The following is a 17079-nucleotide window of genomic DNA, read 5'->3' on the forward strand; positions in this document are numbered from 1 at the left end:
GGTCGAAGGCTGAGGCGGCACCACGAAAGCGTGGGGCTCGGGGCCGCTGGAGCGTTCAGCGTACCCGAACCACGGAAATTCGCAACGCGAACCGTCGTCTAGGCGAAGAAGGCGCCCTCCCGGGGGGAGGGTGCCGAGTTCGTTGCTCTCGCTCTGTTCTCTACACCGCGACCGGGCCGCGGGATTCACCGGCTGGAGTCTCCACCGCCGAGAAGCTGAACTCGCCGTCGACCGCATCGATGCGGATCGTCGTTCCCTCCGGGTAGGTCGACTTGAGCAGTTCGGTCGCCAGCGGGTTTTGGATCTCCCGCTGGATGACGCGACGCAGCGGTCGGGCGCCGAATTGGGGGTCGTAGCCCTCGGCCGCGATTTGATCGATCGCCGCCTCGGTCAGCTCGATTCGCAACCCGCTCGCCTCGAGACGCTCGGACAGCACATCCAACTGCAGCTCGACGATCCGACGGATTTGCTCGCGGCGGAGCGGTTTGAAGAGGATCACGTCGTCGATGCGGTTGAGGAATTCGGGGAGGAAACGCGTCTTGAGCGCTTCGTTGACCGCCTCCTGCAGCTCCTCTTCGCTGCCCCCTTCGGCGGTGATCTTCTGGATCATCTGGCTGCCGACGTTGCTGGTCATCACCACGACGGTGTTGGTGAAGTCGACCTTCCGTCCATGGCCGTCGGTCAGCCGCCCGTCGTCGAGCACCTGGAGCAGGATGTTGAACACGTCGGGGTGGGCTTTTTCCATCTCGTCGAGCAAGAGCACCGAATAGGGGCGGCGGCGGACCGCTTCGGTCAGCTTGCCTCCCTCTTCGTAGCCGACGTAGCCGGGAGGGGCGCCGATCAAGCGAGCGACGCTGTGCCGCTCCATGAACTCGCTCATGTCGACGCGGACCATCGCCTGCTCGTCATCGAACATGATCTGCGCGAGCGCTTTGCAGAGTTCGGTCTTACCGACTCCGGTGGGGCCAAGGAACAGGAACGAGCCGATCGGGCGATTCGGATCCTGCAGACCGCTGCGGCTGCGGCGGACGGCGTTGGCGACCGCCGCGACCGCTTCCTCCTGGCCGACCACGCGGCGGTGCAGTCGCTCTTCCATGACCAGCAGCTTGGCCCGTTCGGTCTCCATCATCCGGCTGACCGGAACGCCGGTCCAAGTGCTGACGACTTCCGCGATCTCTTCTTCGGTCACGTCCTGGCGGAGCAGGCGACGTCCTTCGTGCGTCTCCTCGAGTTCTCCGTCGCTCTCGGCCGGCTGTTGCTGCTGGGCTTCGGCTTCGCGAGCTTCGAGCCGCTTGGTCAGTTGCCGCCGCTGCTGGTCGAGCTCATAGAGTCGCTGGAAATCACCTTCGGCGACTGGCTGGCCCGACGACTGCAGCTGTCGGATCTCCGCTTCGAGCGTGCGGAAGCCGTGCTCGGCCGCATCCAGTTCGCGGCGGATCGTCTGACTGTCATCGAGACCGATCTTCTCCGCTTCCCACTGTTCGCGGAGCGAGGCTAGTTCCCGCTTGAGCCGTTCCATCTCTTGCTCGATCTCGGTCCGCCGCTCCACCGCCGACGCTTCCTTCTCTTCGCTCAGTTGGCGGTGAGCCAGCTCGAGCTGTCGCAGCCGCCGCTGCAGCTGGTCGATCGGTTCCGGGACACTCTCCTTCTCCATTGCCAAGCGGCTAGCCGCTTCGTCGACGAGGTCGATTGCCTTGTCGGGAAGGAAGCGGTCGGCGATGTAGCGATGGGAGAGTTTCGCCGCGGCGACGATCGCGCTGTCGGTGATCCGCACCCCGTGATGTGACTCGTACCGCGGTTTCAGTCCGCGGAGGATCGCGATCGTGTCCTCGACCGTCGGCTCGCCCACATAGACCGGCTGGAAGCGCCGCTCGAGCGCCGCGTCTTTTTCGATGTGCTGGCGATACTCGTCGAGCGTCGTCGCCCCGATGCAGCGGAGCGAGCCGCGGGCCAGTTCGGGTTTGAGCAGGTTCGCCGCGTCGGGCGAACCTTCAGCTTTGCCAGCCCCGACGACCAAGTGCAGCTCGTCGATGAAGAGAATCACCTCGCCGTTGCTGTCCTTGACCTCGCGGAGCACGGCTTTGAGTCGCTCCTCGAAATCGCCGCGGAACTTGGCGCCGGCAACGAGCGCTCCCATGTCGAGGGCGATCACGCGCTTGTTCTTCAGACTCTGCGGGACGTCCCCTTCGAAGATTCGCAGCGCCAATCCCTCGGCGATCGCCGTTTTGCCCACGCCGGGTTGGCCGATCAGCACTGGATTGTTCTTGGTGCGACGGGAGAGGACCTGCACGACGCGGCGAATTTCCGTGTCGCGGCCGATCACCGGGTCGAGCTTTCCGGAACTGGCCAATGCGACCAAGTCGACGCCGTACTTTTGCAGCGCTTGATATTTGTCCTCGGCGTTCGGGTCGGTCACGCGGGCCGAGCCACGAACTTCCTTGAGAGCCGCCTTGAGATCCTCGGTGCGGACGCCGACCAACTGCAGCAGGTTCTTGGCTTTGCTGTCGACTTCGGCGAGCGCCAGCAGCAGGTGTTCGCTGCTGACGAACTCGTCTTTCATCCGCTCGGCGGTCGCCGCGGCGGAGTCAAAAACCTTTTGCAGTTGAGGGCTGATTTGCGGCTGGCGGCCCCCGGAGACGCTCGGAAGTTTGCCCAGTTCGCTGAGCACGATCGAGCGGAGCTTGTCGCCCGTGGCACCGATTTTTTGGAGCAGTGCCGTCGTGATTCCTTCCGGCTCGGCCTGCAGGGCCGCGAGCAGGTGCAGTGGGTCGATCTCGGGATTTCCCGCCGTGGCAGCTTGGGCCTGGGCCTCGGCAACCGCTTCCTGGGCTTTGATCGTCAATTTGTCGAATCGAAATGCCATCGAAAGATTCCTCCGGTTGAATGCAAAGTGCGGCCGCCGTGGAGAGAGCTGTTAGGAACCGCGCAAGGAAAAACCACACTGAGGTCCGGAGGTGGTGCACGGCGCACCGCCCCCCGGGAGTTTCAATGTGGTTCTGCGAGTGGGAAGAGCGGGACGGGTTTACTTGTCCTTCACCTCGAACTCCGCGTCGATTGCGTCTTCGTCGGCCGATTCGCTGCTGGGTTGGTCCGTGGGGCTCGGACCGCCAGCGGCCGAGGCACCGGCCTTTTCGTACAGGACTTTGCTGAAGGCTTGCGAAGCGGCTTCCAGTTCATCGGTTGCCGAACGGATCGCCGACAGGTCGTCGCCCTTAAGCGCCTCGTTGACCTTGTCGATCGCCTTCTGCATCGGTTCCTTGTCGGTTTCGGTCAGTTTCTCGTCGTTCTCCTTCATGGTCTTTTCCAGCTGATACGTCAGCTGGCTGGCCTTGTTGCGGGCCTCGGCCAATTCGAACTGGCGACGGTCTTCCTCGGCGTTCACCTCGGCATCTTTCCGCATCCGCTCGATCTCGGCTTCATCGAGCGCGCCGGCTTCCTTGATCGTCACCGAGGCTTCTTTGCCGGTGCCGAGTTCCTTCGCCGAGACGCTGAGGATGCCGTTCTGGTCGATGTCGAATTTGACTTCGATCTGCGGGACGCCGCGGGGCTGCGGCGGAATGCCTTCGAGGTTGAATTCGCCGAGCAGCCGGTTGTGGGTCGCCATTTTTCGCTCGCCCTGGAAGACCCGCACGGTGACCGCCGATTGACCGTCGGCCGCAGTGCTGAAGACGTTCTTCTTTTCCACCGGAATCGTGGTGTTGCGTTCGACCAGTGCCGTGAGCACACCCCCTTCGGTCTCGATGCCGAGCGTCAGCGGGGTCACGTCGAGGAGCAGCACGTCGGTCCGTTCACCGGCGAGCACACTTCCCTGAATCGCGGCCCCGACGGCGACGACTTCGTCCGGGTTGACCCCTTGGTGCGGCTCTTTGCCAAAAATGTCCTTGACCAACGCCCGGACCTTGGGCACGCGAGTGCTCCCACCGACCAACACGATCTCGTCGATGTCGCTCGGCTTCATGTTCGCATCCTGCAGCGCCTGCAGGACCGGGCCTTTGCAGCGCTTGACCAGATCATCGACTAGCTCTTCGAACTTGGCCCGCGTGATCGTCATCGTCAGGTGCTTCGGGCCCGACTGGTCCATCGTGATGAACGGTAAATTCAAGTCGGTTTGCGGGAGCGACGAGAGTTCTTTCTTGGCTTTCTCGCACGCTTCCTGCAAACGCTGCAGGGCCATCGGATCGTTCCGCAGATCGATGCCGTTGTCGCGTTTGAACTCGTCCGCCACGTAGTTGATCAGCGCTTCGTCGAAGTCGTCACCACCGAGGTGCGTGTCGCCGCTGGTGCTGATCACCTGGAAGACCCGGCTCTCGCTCTCGTCGTCACCGCTGTCGGCGACTTCCAAGACCGAGACGTCGAACGTTCCCCCACCGAGGTCGAAGACGACGATCTTCTCGTCCTTCTTCTTGTCGAGCCCGTAAGCGAGCGCCGCGGCGGTCGGCTCGTTGATGATTCGGGCGACTTCCAAGCCAGCGATTTGTCCGGCGTCCTTGGTCGCTTGTCGCTGAGCGTCGTTGAAGTACGCCGGGACGGTGATCACCGCCTTGTTGACCTTGTGCCCCAAGTAGCTCTCGGCCGACTCCTTCAGCTTGCGAAGCACTTTGGCCGAGATTTCCTGCGGGGTGTACTGATTGTCCCCGACCTGGATCTTGACGTATTCGGTGGCCGCCCCGGTCACACCGTAGGGGACCATCTTCTCTTCCGACTGGACTTCGTTGTGCCGCCGCCCGATGAACCGCTTGGCTGAGTAAACCGTCCGTTTGGGGTTGGTCACCGCCTGGCGGCGGGCCGGCTCGCCGACGATCGTCTCGCCTTTGTCGTTGAAGGCCACCACGCTCGGCGTCAGCCGATTCCCCTCGGGGTTGGGAATCACCTTGGGCTCGCTCCCTTCCATAATGGCGACCACGCTGTTGGTCGTGCCCAGGTCGATTCCAATGATCTTTTCGCCTTGTGCCATCACGCTATCTCCTGCTCAATCGAACGGCGCGAATTCGCCTATAGTCACCATGCAGCCACAAGCGATCGGTAGAGGGGGCGCTTGCGCAGCATCCGCAACCGTCGTGCCTGCAGTTCAAAAAGCCAATCACTGATTCTGCTGCGTGTTTCCCAGCCGCTCGGCATCTCCGCAGAGAGCCCGGCTGACCCGCCATGCTGTTCTTCCTTTCGGCAAAGACCGTGCCAGGAGCTTTCGTGGGCGGGTTTTGGTGTCGTAACTGATTGTCTGTCAATGGTTTGCGAAACGACGAAAAATTTGGGCCACGATCCGCGGCCGAATCTTCCCCCCCGAGACTGCCAATTTCGAAAGGGGGAAGCGGGGCGGTCGCCGAACCGCTTGTCAAATTGACAGCAACCAGTCCAATACCCTTCCGTCCCCCTTTCGCTGCACTTTGCTCCTGACTGCCCCCACCCCCGCTGCTTGCCCCCAGGGAGATTCGACTGTGGCCAAGAAGAGCCCCCCCACCCCACCCTCGTCGCCCGCCTCGAATTCCGGCAGCCGGAGTCGCAGCCACCGCGCTTCGTCCGGGAAGGTGGAAACCGGGAAGTCGTCCGCGGGGGGGAGTGAACTGGAGAAACTCGACCGCCAGCTGATCGAACTCCTCGCCCGCCGGGTCCAGCTGGTGGCCAGCCACCGCGGAGTCGAGCTGGGGGCGAATGCAGCGACCCCCGCGGCCGCGGAGCCGGTGACGGCTCGCACGTTGGCCGAGGAGCAACGGAAGATGCAGGAGTTCGTCGCGGGTGCGGCCGACGTCCCGGGGCTTTCCAAAGCGGCTGTCGGTGAGCTGATGAGGCACATCGCCAGTGTGTGCCTCTCGACCACGCGACCGCCGCGGATCGCCTACCTGGGGCCGCAGTACAGCTACAGCCACTTGGCGGCGGTCAAATGTTTTGGGGACGCGGCCGGCTTGATTCCGGTCGCTTCGATTGGAGCGGTCTTCGAGTCGATCATTCGGCACGACGCCCAGGCGGGGGTCGTGCCGATCGAGAACAGCACCGACGGGCGGGTCGTCGATACGCTGGGGATGTTCCTAAAACACCGGGTGCGGATCTGCGGCGAATTGCTGCTGCCGATCCACCACTACTTGCTGAGCCGCACGCCGCGACAGGAGATCGTCGAGGTCTACAGCAAGCCGCAGGCGCTCTCGCAGTGCCGCGATTGGCTCGCCCACAATCTGCCCCTGGCGCGGCTCGTCGAGATGAGCAGCACGGCAGCGGCGGCCCAGCTGGCGGCCGATCGCCCCGGCGCCGCGGCGATCGCCAGCGTCGAAGCGGGGCGACAGTATGGATTGGATGTGATCGACGCGGCGATCGAAGACAACCCCAACAATGTCACCCGCTTCGCACTCCTCGGCACCGAACCGACCGAGCGGACCGGCCACGACAAAACCGCCCTCCTCTTCCAGGTCCATCATCGCCCCGGGGCCCTGGCCGACGCGATGACGCTGTTCAAACGCGACGGGCTCAACCTGACGTGGATCGAGTCGTTTCCAGTCCCCGGAGCGAACAGCGAATACCTGTTCTTCATCGAGCTCGAAGGGCACGAGTCGGATCCGCCGGTGGCTCACGCGATCGCCACGCTGGGGAAAAAAGCCGAGCGGCTGGAGGTACTCGGGTCGTACCCCCGCTGCGGCATGAAATCAGCCGCCACGCGCTAGCGTCCGGTTCCCGCCGGGCATTGGTCTTTACACAAGTCCAAGGGCTACGAAAGGCACAGCCAATACCCTCCCCCCGGGAGGGTCGCGAGGAACCTCACGGCCTACCGCACCGACCGCAGGAGCTTGATCCCCAGCGGCAGCGACTCTCCGAACAGGGCCGCTTCTTCGTCTCCGCGGACCGCCCCGCCTTCAAGCACTAGCTGGGCGTAGTGTTCTGGAGCCGCCGTCCGCGTGAGCCAGGCGGCGGCCTTGTCTCGCGCCGCCTCGGGCAGGTCTCGGTAGCGGTCCTCGACGCGATGAGCGATCTGCATCACGGCCAGTTGCCGCGGTCCCAGCGTGCTCTCGCTCTGGATGAGCCGTTTCAGAATCTCTGCTGCCGCCGCGGCGGGAACGACCGTGTTGAGCGGCCCGTAGATCGGTTGACGGCTGGTGAGCCGGCCGACGGCCCAGAGCAGTGCGTCGCGGTACGGCTCGGAGCGACGTGCTGCGGCGGCCTCCAGCGCCGCTTCGGCCCACTTCAACTTCGCTTCGGCCGAAAGCCATTCCAGCGAGCCAACCATCCGCCACAGTTCGGCTGCCTCATGCGGCTCGGGCTTGAGCCCTTTGCCCGAGAGCATCGCGGCGAGCGGCGTCGTCAGCTGCTGCTGTTGACCGGCCGAGAGTCCCCCGGCGATCCGCCGCCAGAGGATCAGCGATTCGGTTCGCGACGCGGGCGAGGGGAACGCGAGCTTGCCGTGGATGCTCCGCCAAACCTCACCGACTCGCCAATCGTCGACGGCCATCCCGTAGCCGGGCCGCAAGCAGTAGCCGACCAGGTTCAACCAGCGGGCTTCGTGCTTGGCACTCCGCCGGCGGCCGTCCGCGACGTCCATCAACGTCTGCCACATTTCGCGGAGCAGCGACGGAGGCCACTGCGAGCGATCGAGATCGGCGGCCCGGCGGAGACGCTTGGCGATGCCGTCGGGGCCGGGTGTCTTCTCGGTAAACGCCTCTCGGATCACGCGGCTGCAAGCGGCGACCGTTTCGGCATCGACGATCCCCGCTGCTTCGCCGCTGCCGGTGTGGACTTCGCGGTCGGTCTCGAGCGTCGCCCGAATGTCGAACTCCAATCGCCAGCGATGCGACGATTCGGTATCGACGCAGTACAGTCCGAGCGTCCCGATCTCCGACAGCTGCGTCTCGATCGTGACTTCGGTGGTTTGCTGCTCGCGACGGCGGCCGCGGACCAGCACGGTGCGGATCGGCGGCAAGGGGGTCAGTGCCTGACGGTCGATCGCCACCAAATCCCCCGCGGCATCGGCCAGCCGCGTGCTGCTGACCCACAGCGGAAACTGCACCGGCACGCCGACCTCCAGCCGCAAGCGGTGCGGCGGAGCGAAGGTCTGGCCTGGTTCGGCGCTTCCCGGGATCAAGCACATCGTCTCGGGCGGCGCGTCGTCGACTTCGATGTAGTACGAGCGGCCCAGGTTCGCAGCGATCCGCACGCCACGGCCGCGGCGGACCATCCCGTAGTAGGCAGCCCCGTGAGCGACGGCCAGGTCGAGCCGATCGGCGTCGAGCGTCGTCGGCTTCCAGTCGCTGCCGTCGCCGAACCAACGCCCCACCGAGTCGACGATCCGATCGCGGATCCGCGCGGCGGCCATCACTCCGCCGTTGAACAGCACCAGCTCGGGCCGCACGGCTTGATCGTGTTCGTCCTCGCTGAGCCCGGCGCGGGCGTGCTCGGCGAGAAACTCGGCCAAGTGGCGCGTGACCGCCGGATCGTCGGCGTAGGGCAAGCCGAATTCGCGAAAGCCGCTGGCCCCGCTGGTCGGCCGAGCTTCGCGGGGAACCTCCGGAAAAAAACCATCGACCAACACCCGATCGACTTCCTCGGCCGAGAGTGCAAGCGTTCGCGCTCCGGCGATCAGCCGCGAGCCTTCGCTGGTCAAACTCAGCGTGGCTTCGTCCGGGCGGTCGCTCGACAGCATCGTCTCCTTGATGCCGCGGCAAGCCTGGATCAAGCGGTCCCAGTCGCGGGGCGGCAGCGGCGCGTCGGGGCTGAGCCGGCTCTCGGTGTACTTGGCCAGCGCCAAATCGAGATTGTCGCCGCCGAGAATCAGATGCCGACCGACCGCCACGCGGTGGAACTGGACCTGCGACTCGTCATCACCGGCCGGACGGACGCGAATCAGCGTAAAGTCGCTGGTGCCGCCGCCGATGTCACAGACTAGGATCATTTGCCCGGCGCCGACGCGGGTGTGCCAATCGTCGCGGTGGCGGTCGATCCAAGCGTAAAACGCAGCTTGTGGCTCTTCGATCAAATACACCCGCGGCAGCCCCGCGCGGCGGGCAGCGGCCACGGTCAACTCCCGAGCCACCTCGTCGAACGAGGCCGGCAGCGTGATCACCACGTCCTGCTCGGCCAGGGGGTACTCCGGATGGGCTTCGTCCCAGGCGGCGCGAATGTGAGCCAGATACCGGGCGGAAACGTCGACCGGCGAAAGCCGCGTCACGTCGGCGTCGCCTTGCCAGGGGAGCAGCTCCGCCGAACGGTCGACTCCGTCGTGCGACAGCCAGCTTTTGGCCGAGGCGATTCGCCGCCCCGGATTCCGCATCCCCGCATCCCGAGCCAGCACGCCGACCACGTATTCCGGCGGCTCCTGCTCCCAGGGCAATCCGCCGCGGAGGCTCTCCCGCGCCCCCTGCTCCCATTCATAATGGAAGGAGGGAAGCGTCTGGCGGCGTTCGACCTGCCCCCAGTCGACCCACTGCGGGATCGCCAGCGTCTCGACCCGCCACGGCTCTGCGGTGCAATCGACGTAGGCGGCCGCGCAGTTGGTCGTCCCCAAGTCGATCCCGACGACGTACCGCGGTGCGGTCTCCTCCGCAGATGTTGCGCCTCTCTCGGTGCTCACGCTGCCCCTTCCTCGCGAGCGTTGAACTCCATCTTCCAGCGATCGTCGCTCCGGGTGCTGTGGCAGTACAGCTCGAACATCCCCAGCTCCGTCACACGGCTCTGGAACCGGACGGGCAGAAACGGATCGTCGCCAGCTGAGCCCGAGTCGAGCGTCGCTTCGATCGTGTCGCTCTCGACCAGCTCGCTCGGATCCCAGCGGTCCAGCCGATCACCCGGAGAATCGTCGCGGCGGACGGTTGACGAGAAGAAGCGGAACCGCGCCGGGCGGCCGATGACGACGCCCACTTCTTGGCTCGGCACGTCCACTTCGGTCCCTTCCTCCATCCCGAGCGGGGCCACGCAGAGTGCCCGGAGCGGCCGGGGCGCTCCAGGAATCGCGAGTCCCGCCGTCTCGATCCCAATGTAGTAACTCCGAGCCGTACCGCCGTGGATCCGCAGCCCGCCGCGGAGCTTCGACCATCCATAGTAGGCCGCTCCGAGGGCCACCGCATGATCCAAATCCTCGGGTCCGCCGAGCATCGTCGGAGGCGCATCGCCGGCCCACTCGGCAAAGGTTCCCACCACTGACTCGCGGAGGGCTGGCGAGCGAAACACGCCGCCATTGAAAAGCAAATGCGTCGGCAACGCGGATCCGTCGCGGCGATGGCTCGAGAGGAAAGCGGCGATGTGACGGGTGACCGCCGGATCCGATTCGTAGGGGAGTCCGATGTCCTGGAAACCCGAAACGCTCTGCCGCTCGGGGCGGGCATCGAGGGAGCACCGGGGGAAGAAACCGCCGAGCAGCAGCCCGGCGACGGCCTCGCGATCCAGCTCCGTCGTGATCGTCCCGCCGATCAGCCGGCTCCCGCGGCCGAGCACCGAGATCGTTTGCTGCGGTGCCCCCTCGGGCGCCAACAGTCGCTCTTTGGCCGCTCGGCAACTGTGCCAGAGCGCAATGTTCTGCCAGGGATCGAGGTTGTGCCCTTCCTCGGCCAGCTTGCCAGCGACCATGTGGGCTAGCGCCAAGTCCATGTTGTCGCCACCGACCAGCAAGTGATTGCCGACCGCCTGCCGCTCGAGTTCCACGTTCCCGCCGTGGTCGACCAGCCGCACCATGGTCAGGTCGGTTGTCCCCCCGCCCACGTCGACCACCAGCAGCGAATCGCCCGCCTTGAGCTCGCGCCGCCACTGGTCGCCCCGCCCCTCCAGCCAGCGATAGACGGCCGCTTGCGGTTCCTCGAGCAATACGAAATCGGCGGGAAAGCCCGCGGAGATCGCTGCTTCGCGAGTCAATTCCCGGGCGGCCGGATCGAACGAGGCGGGGACGGTCAGCACGACCGTCTGGTCCGCGAGCGGGGCGTCGTCCATCGCCTGGTTCCAGGCTGCCGCCAAGTGCCGCAAGTAGGCTTCGGTGACCGCGATCGGGGAAATCTTGGGGACTTCCGGCGGCGCTTGCCAAGGCAGAATCGCGTCGCGGCGGTCGACGCGGCTGTGGCACAACCAGCTCTTGGCGGCCGCGACCACCCGCTGCGGCACTTGCGCCGACTTCGTCCGTGCCCACTCGCCGACGACGTACCGCGGCGTCTCAGTATCCCACGGCAGAGCAGCCGACGCGGCCTCGCCTTCCTCGAGCAAGTACAAAAACGACGGCAGCGAATGATGCGACTCGACTTCCCCAGGACCGACGATCTGCGGGATCGGCAGCAGGTGCAGCTCAGGGGCATCCCCCTCGAGCGGAGTGTACGCGACGACGGAGTTGGTCGTGCCGAGGTCGATGCCAATCGAGTAGCGGGCGGTCATGCGGAGGTCAGCAACAAGGGTGGAAGGACGCTCGTAACGAATGCGGACGGCGAAAACGGGCGGCGAAAACGGGCGGCGAGAGCGGGCGGCGAGAACGAAAGGGCGGCGGGCTTAGGGTTCCAGCTGTGCGGCGGCGACGACGAATGCGTCATCATTGCCGCCAGTCCACTGAGCTAACTCACAGCGCTCGGCACGCCATCCCGGGTGCACCACGCGTCCGCTTCGCTTGCCCCCCTCGGCCCCGCCAGCACGGGTGCCGCCAGCACGGGTGCCGCCTGAACCGGATTCGCCGACCCACTGGTAGCGGATTGGCGAAGGGTTCTCCGGCAGCGTCAGCGACTCCCCTTCCCCGACCTCGACCAGCGGCTGCAGACTGAACATCCGCTGCAGGGCGGATCGGCATTGCTTCAAACAGGGACGGGCGGCGGCGCCGATCTGGGCATCGCTGAACTGGTCGAGCGGTTCTTCGATCAGGTCGATCAAGCGGGCTTCGCGCTGCAGCGTCGCCAGCAACGTCAACGCTTCGCTGCGCTTCGGCTCCGGAGGTGCGGCCGGCTTAGCTGGAGCGGGCTGCTTCGCTGGTGCGGGTGGGGCCGTTGCGGCAGCTGGAGCCGCTGGGGTCGGGGGCGGGAACTTTCGCTCCTGCGGCGGTCCGGCGTCGAGCAGCTCGCGAATGGCAGTGCTCTGATCCGGGTCGCGGAGTGCGGCGAAAAAGGCGCGAAAAGCAGTTCCTAGAGACATACTCGGCGATTCGTCAGAGGGGGGCGGCTCACGGGGGCGGAACGGGAATCGCGGCACGGGGACGCGCCGAAGTCGAAACCCTAAACAGCTTTACGTCCGTTGCCCGCAAGTCAACCGGGAATTGCTCTTGGTCACCGGTTCGAACCGGTTTACCTTCCGAGGCGTTTGATCCTGCCCCAGCCACCATGAGCCGGCAGCCTCGCTTCCCCGGTCGATTTCGATTTGATGTCCCCGCTTGCCCCTCCTCTCGTTGTTCGGACTCCGGCACGTCGCTGCTCGGCGATCGCCGCCGTGGTCGTGCTTGTCGGTGGTTTGGCGAGCGGCGGATGTGGCACGACCAAATCGTTCGATGCGACCCAGCAGTTGCTGCTCAGCGAAGCGGTCGATAACAGCGTGGCAGCGATCGATTTCCGGCCGCTCAGCGGGCAGAAAGTGTATTTTGACACGACCTATCTCAAAGCGGTCAAAACGCCGACGATCATCAGTGCCGATTACGTCATTAGCGCTCTTCGCCAGCAGATCACCAGCGCCGGATGTTTGATCCAGAGTGCGGAAGGCGAGGCGGACATCATCATCGAAGCCCGGCTCGGAGCCCTTGGAGCCGATGGCTTCCAAATCACCTACGGCATGCCGCCGAATTCGCTCGTCTCCAGTGCCGCGTCGCTGATCCCCGGTGCACCGCAGGTCCCGACGATGCCCGAACTGTCGCTCGCCCGCCGGGAAACCAGCGAAGGGGCAGCCAAAGTCGCCGCCTTCGCCTACGACCGGGTGACTCGCCAGCCGCTCTGGCAATCGGGAACCGCCCGTTCGACGACGACCGCCCGCGACGTCTGGATTCTCGGCATTGGGCCGCTGCAGACCGGCTCGATCCGCAATCGGACGCGGCTCGTCGGGAGCGACTTGGAATTCGGTGCAGAGGTCGACAATGGCGCCTCGCCGCCGCTCGACTACCAACGCCCGGAAGTCAACTACAACGCCCAGGTCCGATTCAAGGACGGCAAGCCCGTGCTCGGACCCGCGAGCAGCGGGCCGCCGGAAGCCACCAGCGAAGCGGCGGTTGCCGAGCAGCAGCCCGAACCCCAGCCCGCTCCCACCGTCCAGCGGTAACAAGTACGGCAGGCTGGAACGGCTAAGCTCGATCCCCTCCCCGGGGCATTGGTCTCTACACAAGTCCAAGGGCTAGATAAAGCACAGCCAACACCCTCCCCCCGGGAGGGTCAGGCTGGGATGGTGAAAAGCCCGGAGGAAAGGGTCGCCAGAAGTAGAAACGGCACGTCAATACATCACCCTCCCGCTTGCGGGAGGGTCGGGCTCTTAGGCCCGGTCCCGGGGAGGGCAATGGGTTTCGACACGAACTCTCGATTGAGCCGTTAGAAAACAAGCCAATTCGTCGAGGAAAGAGAGTCACACGCACTCATCACGCGAGCGTCTACCGGCCCCTCCCCGCTCGTTCCTCGCGACCCTCCCGGGGGGAGGGTTTCGGTTGATTGCTCTACCAGTGCCTGAGGTACGGCCTCCTACTCCCGCGATCCCGGGGTGATTTCCTTGGTCACCCGTTGCTCGTCGCGGAGGACGACGACTTTGACTGGCTCACCGATCTTGAGCCCTTCGATGGCATAGGTGTAGTCGTAGATGTTCTCGATCTTGCGACCGGCCAATTCCACGATCACGTCGCCTCCCTGAAGGCCTGCTTTTTCGGCCGGCCCGTCTTTGCCAACTCCGGAGAGCTTGACTCCTTTGACGTCCGCACCAGCGTAATCGGGGATCGTCCCGAGGTAGGCTGTCAGCTGGGCCCGCGGGACTTCCTGCTCGGCGGCTTCCCCTTCGGCCAATTCGAACCGCAGCGGCTCCTCGTCGCTGACCAGACCTCGGGCGATCAGGGCCAGCAAGCGGGCGATCTGCGTCGTCCCCTCGTAATTCAGTTTGTCCGCGGTGTCGCGGGGCGTGTGGTAATCCTCGTGGGCTCCGGTAAAAGCAGCCAGGCTGGGAACGCCTCGAGCCACGAAGACCGCAGCGTCGGTCGGGAGCCGCGTGCTGGTGCGGTCGAGTTGCAGCGCGAGACCGACCGGCACGTTGCGGCGCTGGACGAGCGCCTCCCACTGCGGCGACGATCCGATTCCCTGCACGATCAACTCTTCCCGCAGGCGGCCTACCATATCCAGGTTGAGGTAGGCAGCGATCGCCGGATAAAGCGGCTCGGCGTCGGAAGCACTTCCGTGGCCGACTGCGGCGGAGTGCGGAGCGGGGTGGTTCGCGTCGGGGGAGGCTTGAGAGCCGCGGGCCGCGTTGGGAAAGAGCTTGTCGAAATCTTCCGCAAAGGCCTGCGAGCCGAACAGCCCGAGTTCTTCGCCCGACCACGCGGCGACCAGCAGATCACGCTGCATCTCGAGTTTTCCTTCACGCCGCTGAGCCGCCATGTACTGGGCAATCTCGAGCATCGCGGCGACACCGCTGGCGTTGTCATCGGCGCCGGCGTGAATCTGCTCGCGTTCGTCTTCGCGAGCCAGACTGCTGCTGCTGACGCCGGTGCCGAGGTGGTCGATATGAGCCCCGATCAGGACGGCCTGGCGGGCGGCCTCGGTTGGTTGGTCGTCCTTCTTACTGCCGGAGTCCTGCTTACTACCGGAGTCTTGGTTCGCGGGACCCGCGGTGGCGGGCAAGCGAGCGATCACGTTGCGGCCCGTTCCGGTCCGCCGCTCGATTCCCACGGTCGCGGCTAACGAGACTCCTTCAATTTCGAAACCCATTGCCAGGCTGCCGTCGTCGAGCCCCTTCTGCAGTTGCTCGAGGTTCTCGTCGGCTGCGGAGAGCCACTTCGCGGCGACCGCGTTGCTGACCGAGATCACGGGGATGCTCGTTCCGCCCGCCGACGCGTCGCTCTCGAAACGAATCAGCTCCTGCTTGACCTGGCTCGTCGGTCCGGCGACCAGGATGACGCCATGGGCTCCATGGTCCCGGGCAACCATCGCTTTCCGCCGTGCCGAGGAGTAGCGAGCCATCTTCTGGCGGAGCTCCGAGGGAATTTCCTGCGGCAAGTCGCGGAACATCAGCACCCATTTGCCGCTGACGTCGAGGTGCACGTAGCTGTCGTAGCCCTCGAAGTCTTCGCTTTCGGGAACCGACATGCCATAGCCAGCAAAGACGATCCCCCGGGGCTCGAAACTGCCTCTCTCGGAGAACGAGAGGGGCCGCCAGTCCTCGTCGAGCTCGTAGGTCTGTTCGCCGCTGGTAAGCTGGTTTTCGTCGCTCAGCACTGCCCCGGCGGGGAACTCGAACGAGTGGAAAAACGTTCCATTCTCGCCTGCCGGTTCAAAGCCGAGACTCTCGAGGTAGGCAGCCACATAAGCCGTCGCTCGCCGCTCTCCTTCGGTTCCGGTCATCCGTCCGCCGAGTTCCGGACGGGTCAGGTAGTCGACGTGGCGCCCCACATCGGCTGGCGAGAAACCCGCTTCGGTGGCGGCCGCGGTTTCGACCGCCGCGCGGCGATCCTCCGCCCCGGATGAAGCCGCCTCGGCTAGGCCGAGTCGCTCGCGGGCGAGTGCGTCGTTCCACTCAGCCATGAAGATTTGGGATTGCTTCGCCGCGGTTCGGTTGCTGGTCCATGACAGCTGCTCACCGTCGGGGGTGAAGACCGGCAGCCCGTCGAAGCCTGGCGTGAAGGTGACGCGCACCGGCTCGCCCTGACCGTCGGCGCGGACCAGGTAGAGTTCGAAGTTGCCGAAGCCGTGGCGGTTGGTCGTGAAGACGAGATAGTCACCCGAGGGATGGAAAAACGGAGCCCAACTCATCGCGTCCAGACTCGTCAGCCGCTGGACGTCGCTCCCGTCGGTCCGCATCGTAAAGATCTCCGCGGTGGCACCGTTCTCGGCAAACCGCCGCCAGCAGATCCGCTTTCCGTCGGGAGAAAAGAAGGGGCCGCCGTCGTAGCCGGCCGTGTGGGTCAGGCGGCGGAGGTTCGAGCCGTCGCTGTCCATGATGTACAGATCGATCATCGAGGCCGGATCTTGCTCGAAGAGCGTGGCCTCGCGCTCGCTCAGCTCGCGGGCGTAGGCGTCGCGATTCGAGGCGAACACGATCTGTTTGCCGTCGGGACTGTACGAGCCTTCAGCGTCATAGCCTTGTGCGTCGGTCAACTGCGAGTACTTGCCCGTCTCGGCGTCCCACGCGAACAGCTCGTAAGCTGGGTCATAGTCCCAGGCGTAGCGAGACTGGTTTCCGGTGCGGCGGAGCTCGAGTTCGCGGGCTTGCTTCTCGCGGGCCTGCGGATCTTCCTGCGTGCTCGCGAACAACACGCGGTCGCCCTCGGGGTGGATCCAGCCGCAAGTGGTTTTCCCCCAGCCGGGCGAGACACGCTCGAGGTCGCCCGTTTCCAGATCCATCAGATAGATTTGATAGAACGGGTTCCCCGGTTCACGCTCGCTCTGAAAGACCATCTTCGAGCCGTCGCTACTGAAGTAGCCTTCGCCGGCGCGGCGACCCTCGAAGGTCAACTGACGGGTCCCGCTCAGCCATTCGGCTTCGCGAGCGGCAGCCGCTTGGGGATCGCTCTCGGTGAGATCCTCCGCGGCGGAAGTCGCGGCCGGAGCGGTCGCCGTTTGGGCGTGGGCCACCGGGACAACGAGCAGCCAGGCAAGAGAACATCGCCGGACCAGCGAAAACAGCCAAAGGACTCGAGCACTGCGCATAGGGTTAACCGTCACGGGGAGCGGGAACAAGCGTCTCGCCCATTGTACCCATCCCCGCCAGCAAGACGAACCTGCCGCCCCCACCAACCACCAGCCCTCGCACCCGCAAGGCTCTGACCCCTATTGGGCGCTCGAGGGACACGAAGAACACGAAGGAATGCAGGGGCGGGGGAAGACCGCGGATAGCGCAGAGAGCGTGGGTCACGGGGGAAGAGCGGAAAGGGGGAACAACCACGAATAACACGAATAGCACGAATGGTGGCCACGGAAGGACACGGAAAAGCACGGAAAGGAGAGGGACCGCGGATAGCGCAGAGAACGCGGA

Annotated in this window: 8 protein-coding genes; 2 read left to right on the forward strand and 6 right to left on the reverse strand. The window is 65.2% G+C overall.

All coding sequences use genetic code 11. The features are described 5' to 3' along the window. Positions 1–160: 160 nt before the first annotated feature. Positions 161–2863, reverse strand: coding sequence for an ATP-dependent chaperone ClpB (clpB, locus tag GNK13_RS08670; protein ID WP_164102118.1), 2703 nt, complete (start codon positions 2861–2863; stop codon positions 161–163). Positions 2864–3022: 159 nt separating this feature from the next. Next, positions 3023–4954, reverse strand: coding sequence for a molecular chaperone DnaK (gene dnaK / locus GNK13_RS08675; RefSeq protein ID WP_164102119.1), 1932 nt, complete (start codon positions 4952–4954; stop codon positions 3023–3025). A gap of 481 nt (positions 4955–5435) precedes the next feature. On the opposite strand from dnaK, the gene pheA reads away from it, so the two are divergent. Continuing rightward, the gene (gene pheA / locus GNK13_RS08680) at positions 5436–6650 is read left to right on the forward strand and encodes a prephenate dehydratase (RefSeq protein ID WP_235934972.1); all 1215 of its coding nucleotides are present in this window, start codon (positions 5436–5438) and stop codon (positions 6648–6650) included. Between the two features lie 101 nt (positions 6651–6751). On the opposite strand, the gene GNK13_RS08685 is transcribed toward pheA, so the two are convergent. From GNK13_RS08685 to GNK13_RS08695, 3 genes are all read right to left on the reverse strand, one after another. After that, positions 6752–9547, reverse strand: a complete 2796-nt coding sequence (locus GNK13_RS08685) for a hsp70 family protein (RefSeq protein ID WP_164102120.1) — start codon at positions 9545–9547, stop codon at positions 6752–6754. Further along, complete coding sequence (locus GNK13_RS08690) at positions 9544–11328, reverse strand: Hsp70 family protein (RefSeq protein WP_164102121.1); 1785 nt, start codon at positions 11326–11328, stop codon at positions 9544–9546. Before GNK13_RS08690 ends, GNK13_RS08685 begins: the two co-directional genes overlap by 4 nt. A gap of 111 nt (positions 11329–11439) precedes the next feature. After that, positions 11440–12069 (reverse strand): DUF2760 domain-containing protein, encoded by a 630-nt coding sequence (locus GNK13_RS08695; RefSeq protein ID WP_164102122.1) that lies wholly within the window; start codon positions 12067–12069, stop codon positions 11440–11442. A gap of 225 nt (positions 12070–12294) precedes the next feature. On the opposite strand from GNK13_RS08695, the gene GNK13_RS08700 reads away from it, so the two are divergent. Then, entirely contained in the window at positions 12295–13176 is an 882-nt protein-coding gene (locus tag GNK13_RS08700) for a DUF6655 family protein (protein WP_164102123.1), read from the forward strand. Between the two features lie 410 nt (positions 13177–13586). Here GNK13_RS08700 and GNK13_RS08705 read toward each other — a convergent pair whose 3' ends face one another. Continuing rightward, positions 13587–16754: a M28 family peptidase gene (locus GNK13_RS08705; RefSeq protein WP_164102124.1), complete on the reverse strand. Its 3168-nt coding sequence runs from the start codon at positions 16752–16754 to the stop codon at positions 13587–13589. Between the last annotated feature and the right edge of the window lie 325 nt (positions 16755–17079).

This window comes from Candidatus Laterigemmans baculatus (assembly GCF_010367455.1).
Classification (GTDB): domain Bacteria; phylum Planctomycetota; class Planctomycetia; order Pirellulales; family Pirellulaceae; genus Laterigemmans; species Laterigemmans baculatus.

Bases quoted from the DNA above. Each gene is read 5' to 3' on its own strand.
- clpB (WP_164102118.1), bottom strand. From the start codon at position 2,863: ATGGCATTTCGATTCGACAAATTGACGATCAAAGCCCAGGAAGCGGTT.
- dnaK (WP_164102119.1), bottom strand. From the start codon at position 4,954: ATGGCACAAGGCGAAAAGATCATTGGAATCGACCTGGGCACGACCAAC.
- GNK13_RS08690 (WP_164102121.1), bottom strand. From the start codon at position 11,328: ATGACCGCCCGCTACTCGATTGGCATCGACCTCGGCACGACCAACTCC.
- GNK13_RS08695 (WP_164102122.1), bottom strand. From the start codon at position 12,069: ATGTCTCTAGGAACTGCTTTTCGCGCCTTTTTCGCCGCACTCCGCGAC.
- GNK13_RS08700 (WP_164102123.1), top strand. From the start codon at position 12,295: ATGTCCCCGCTTGCCCCTCCTCTCGTTGTTCGGACTCCGGCACGTCGC.
- GNK13_RS08705 (WP_164102124.1), bottom strand. From the start codon at position 16,754: ATGCGCAGTGCTCGAGTCCTTTGGCTGTTTTCGCTGGTCCGGCGATGT.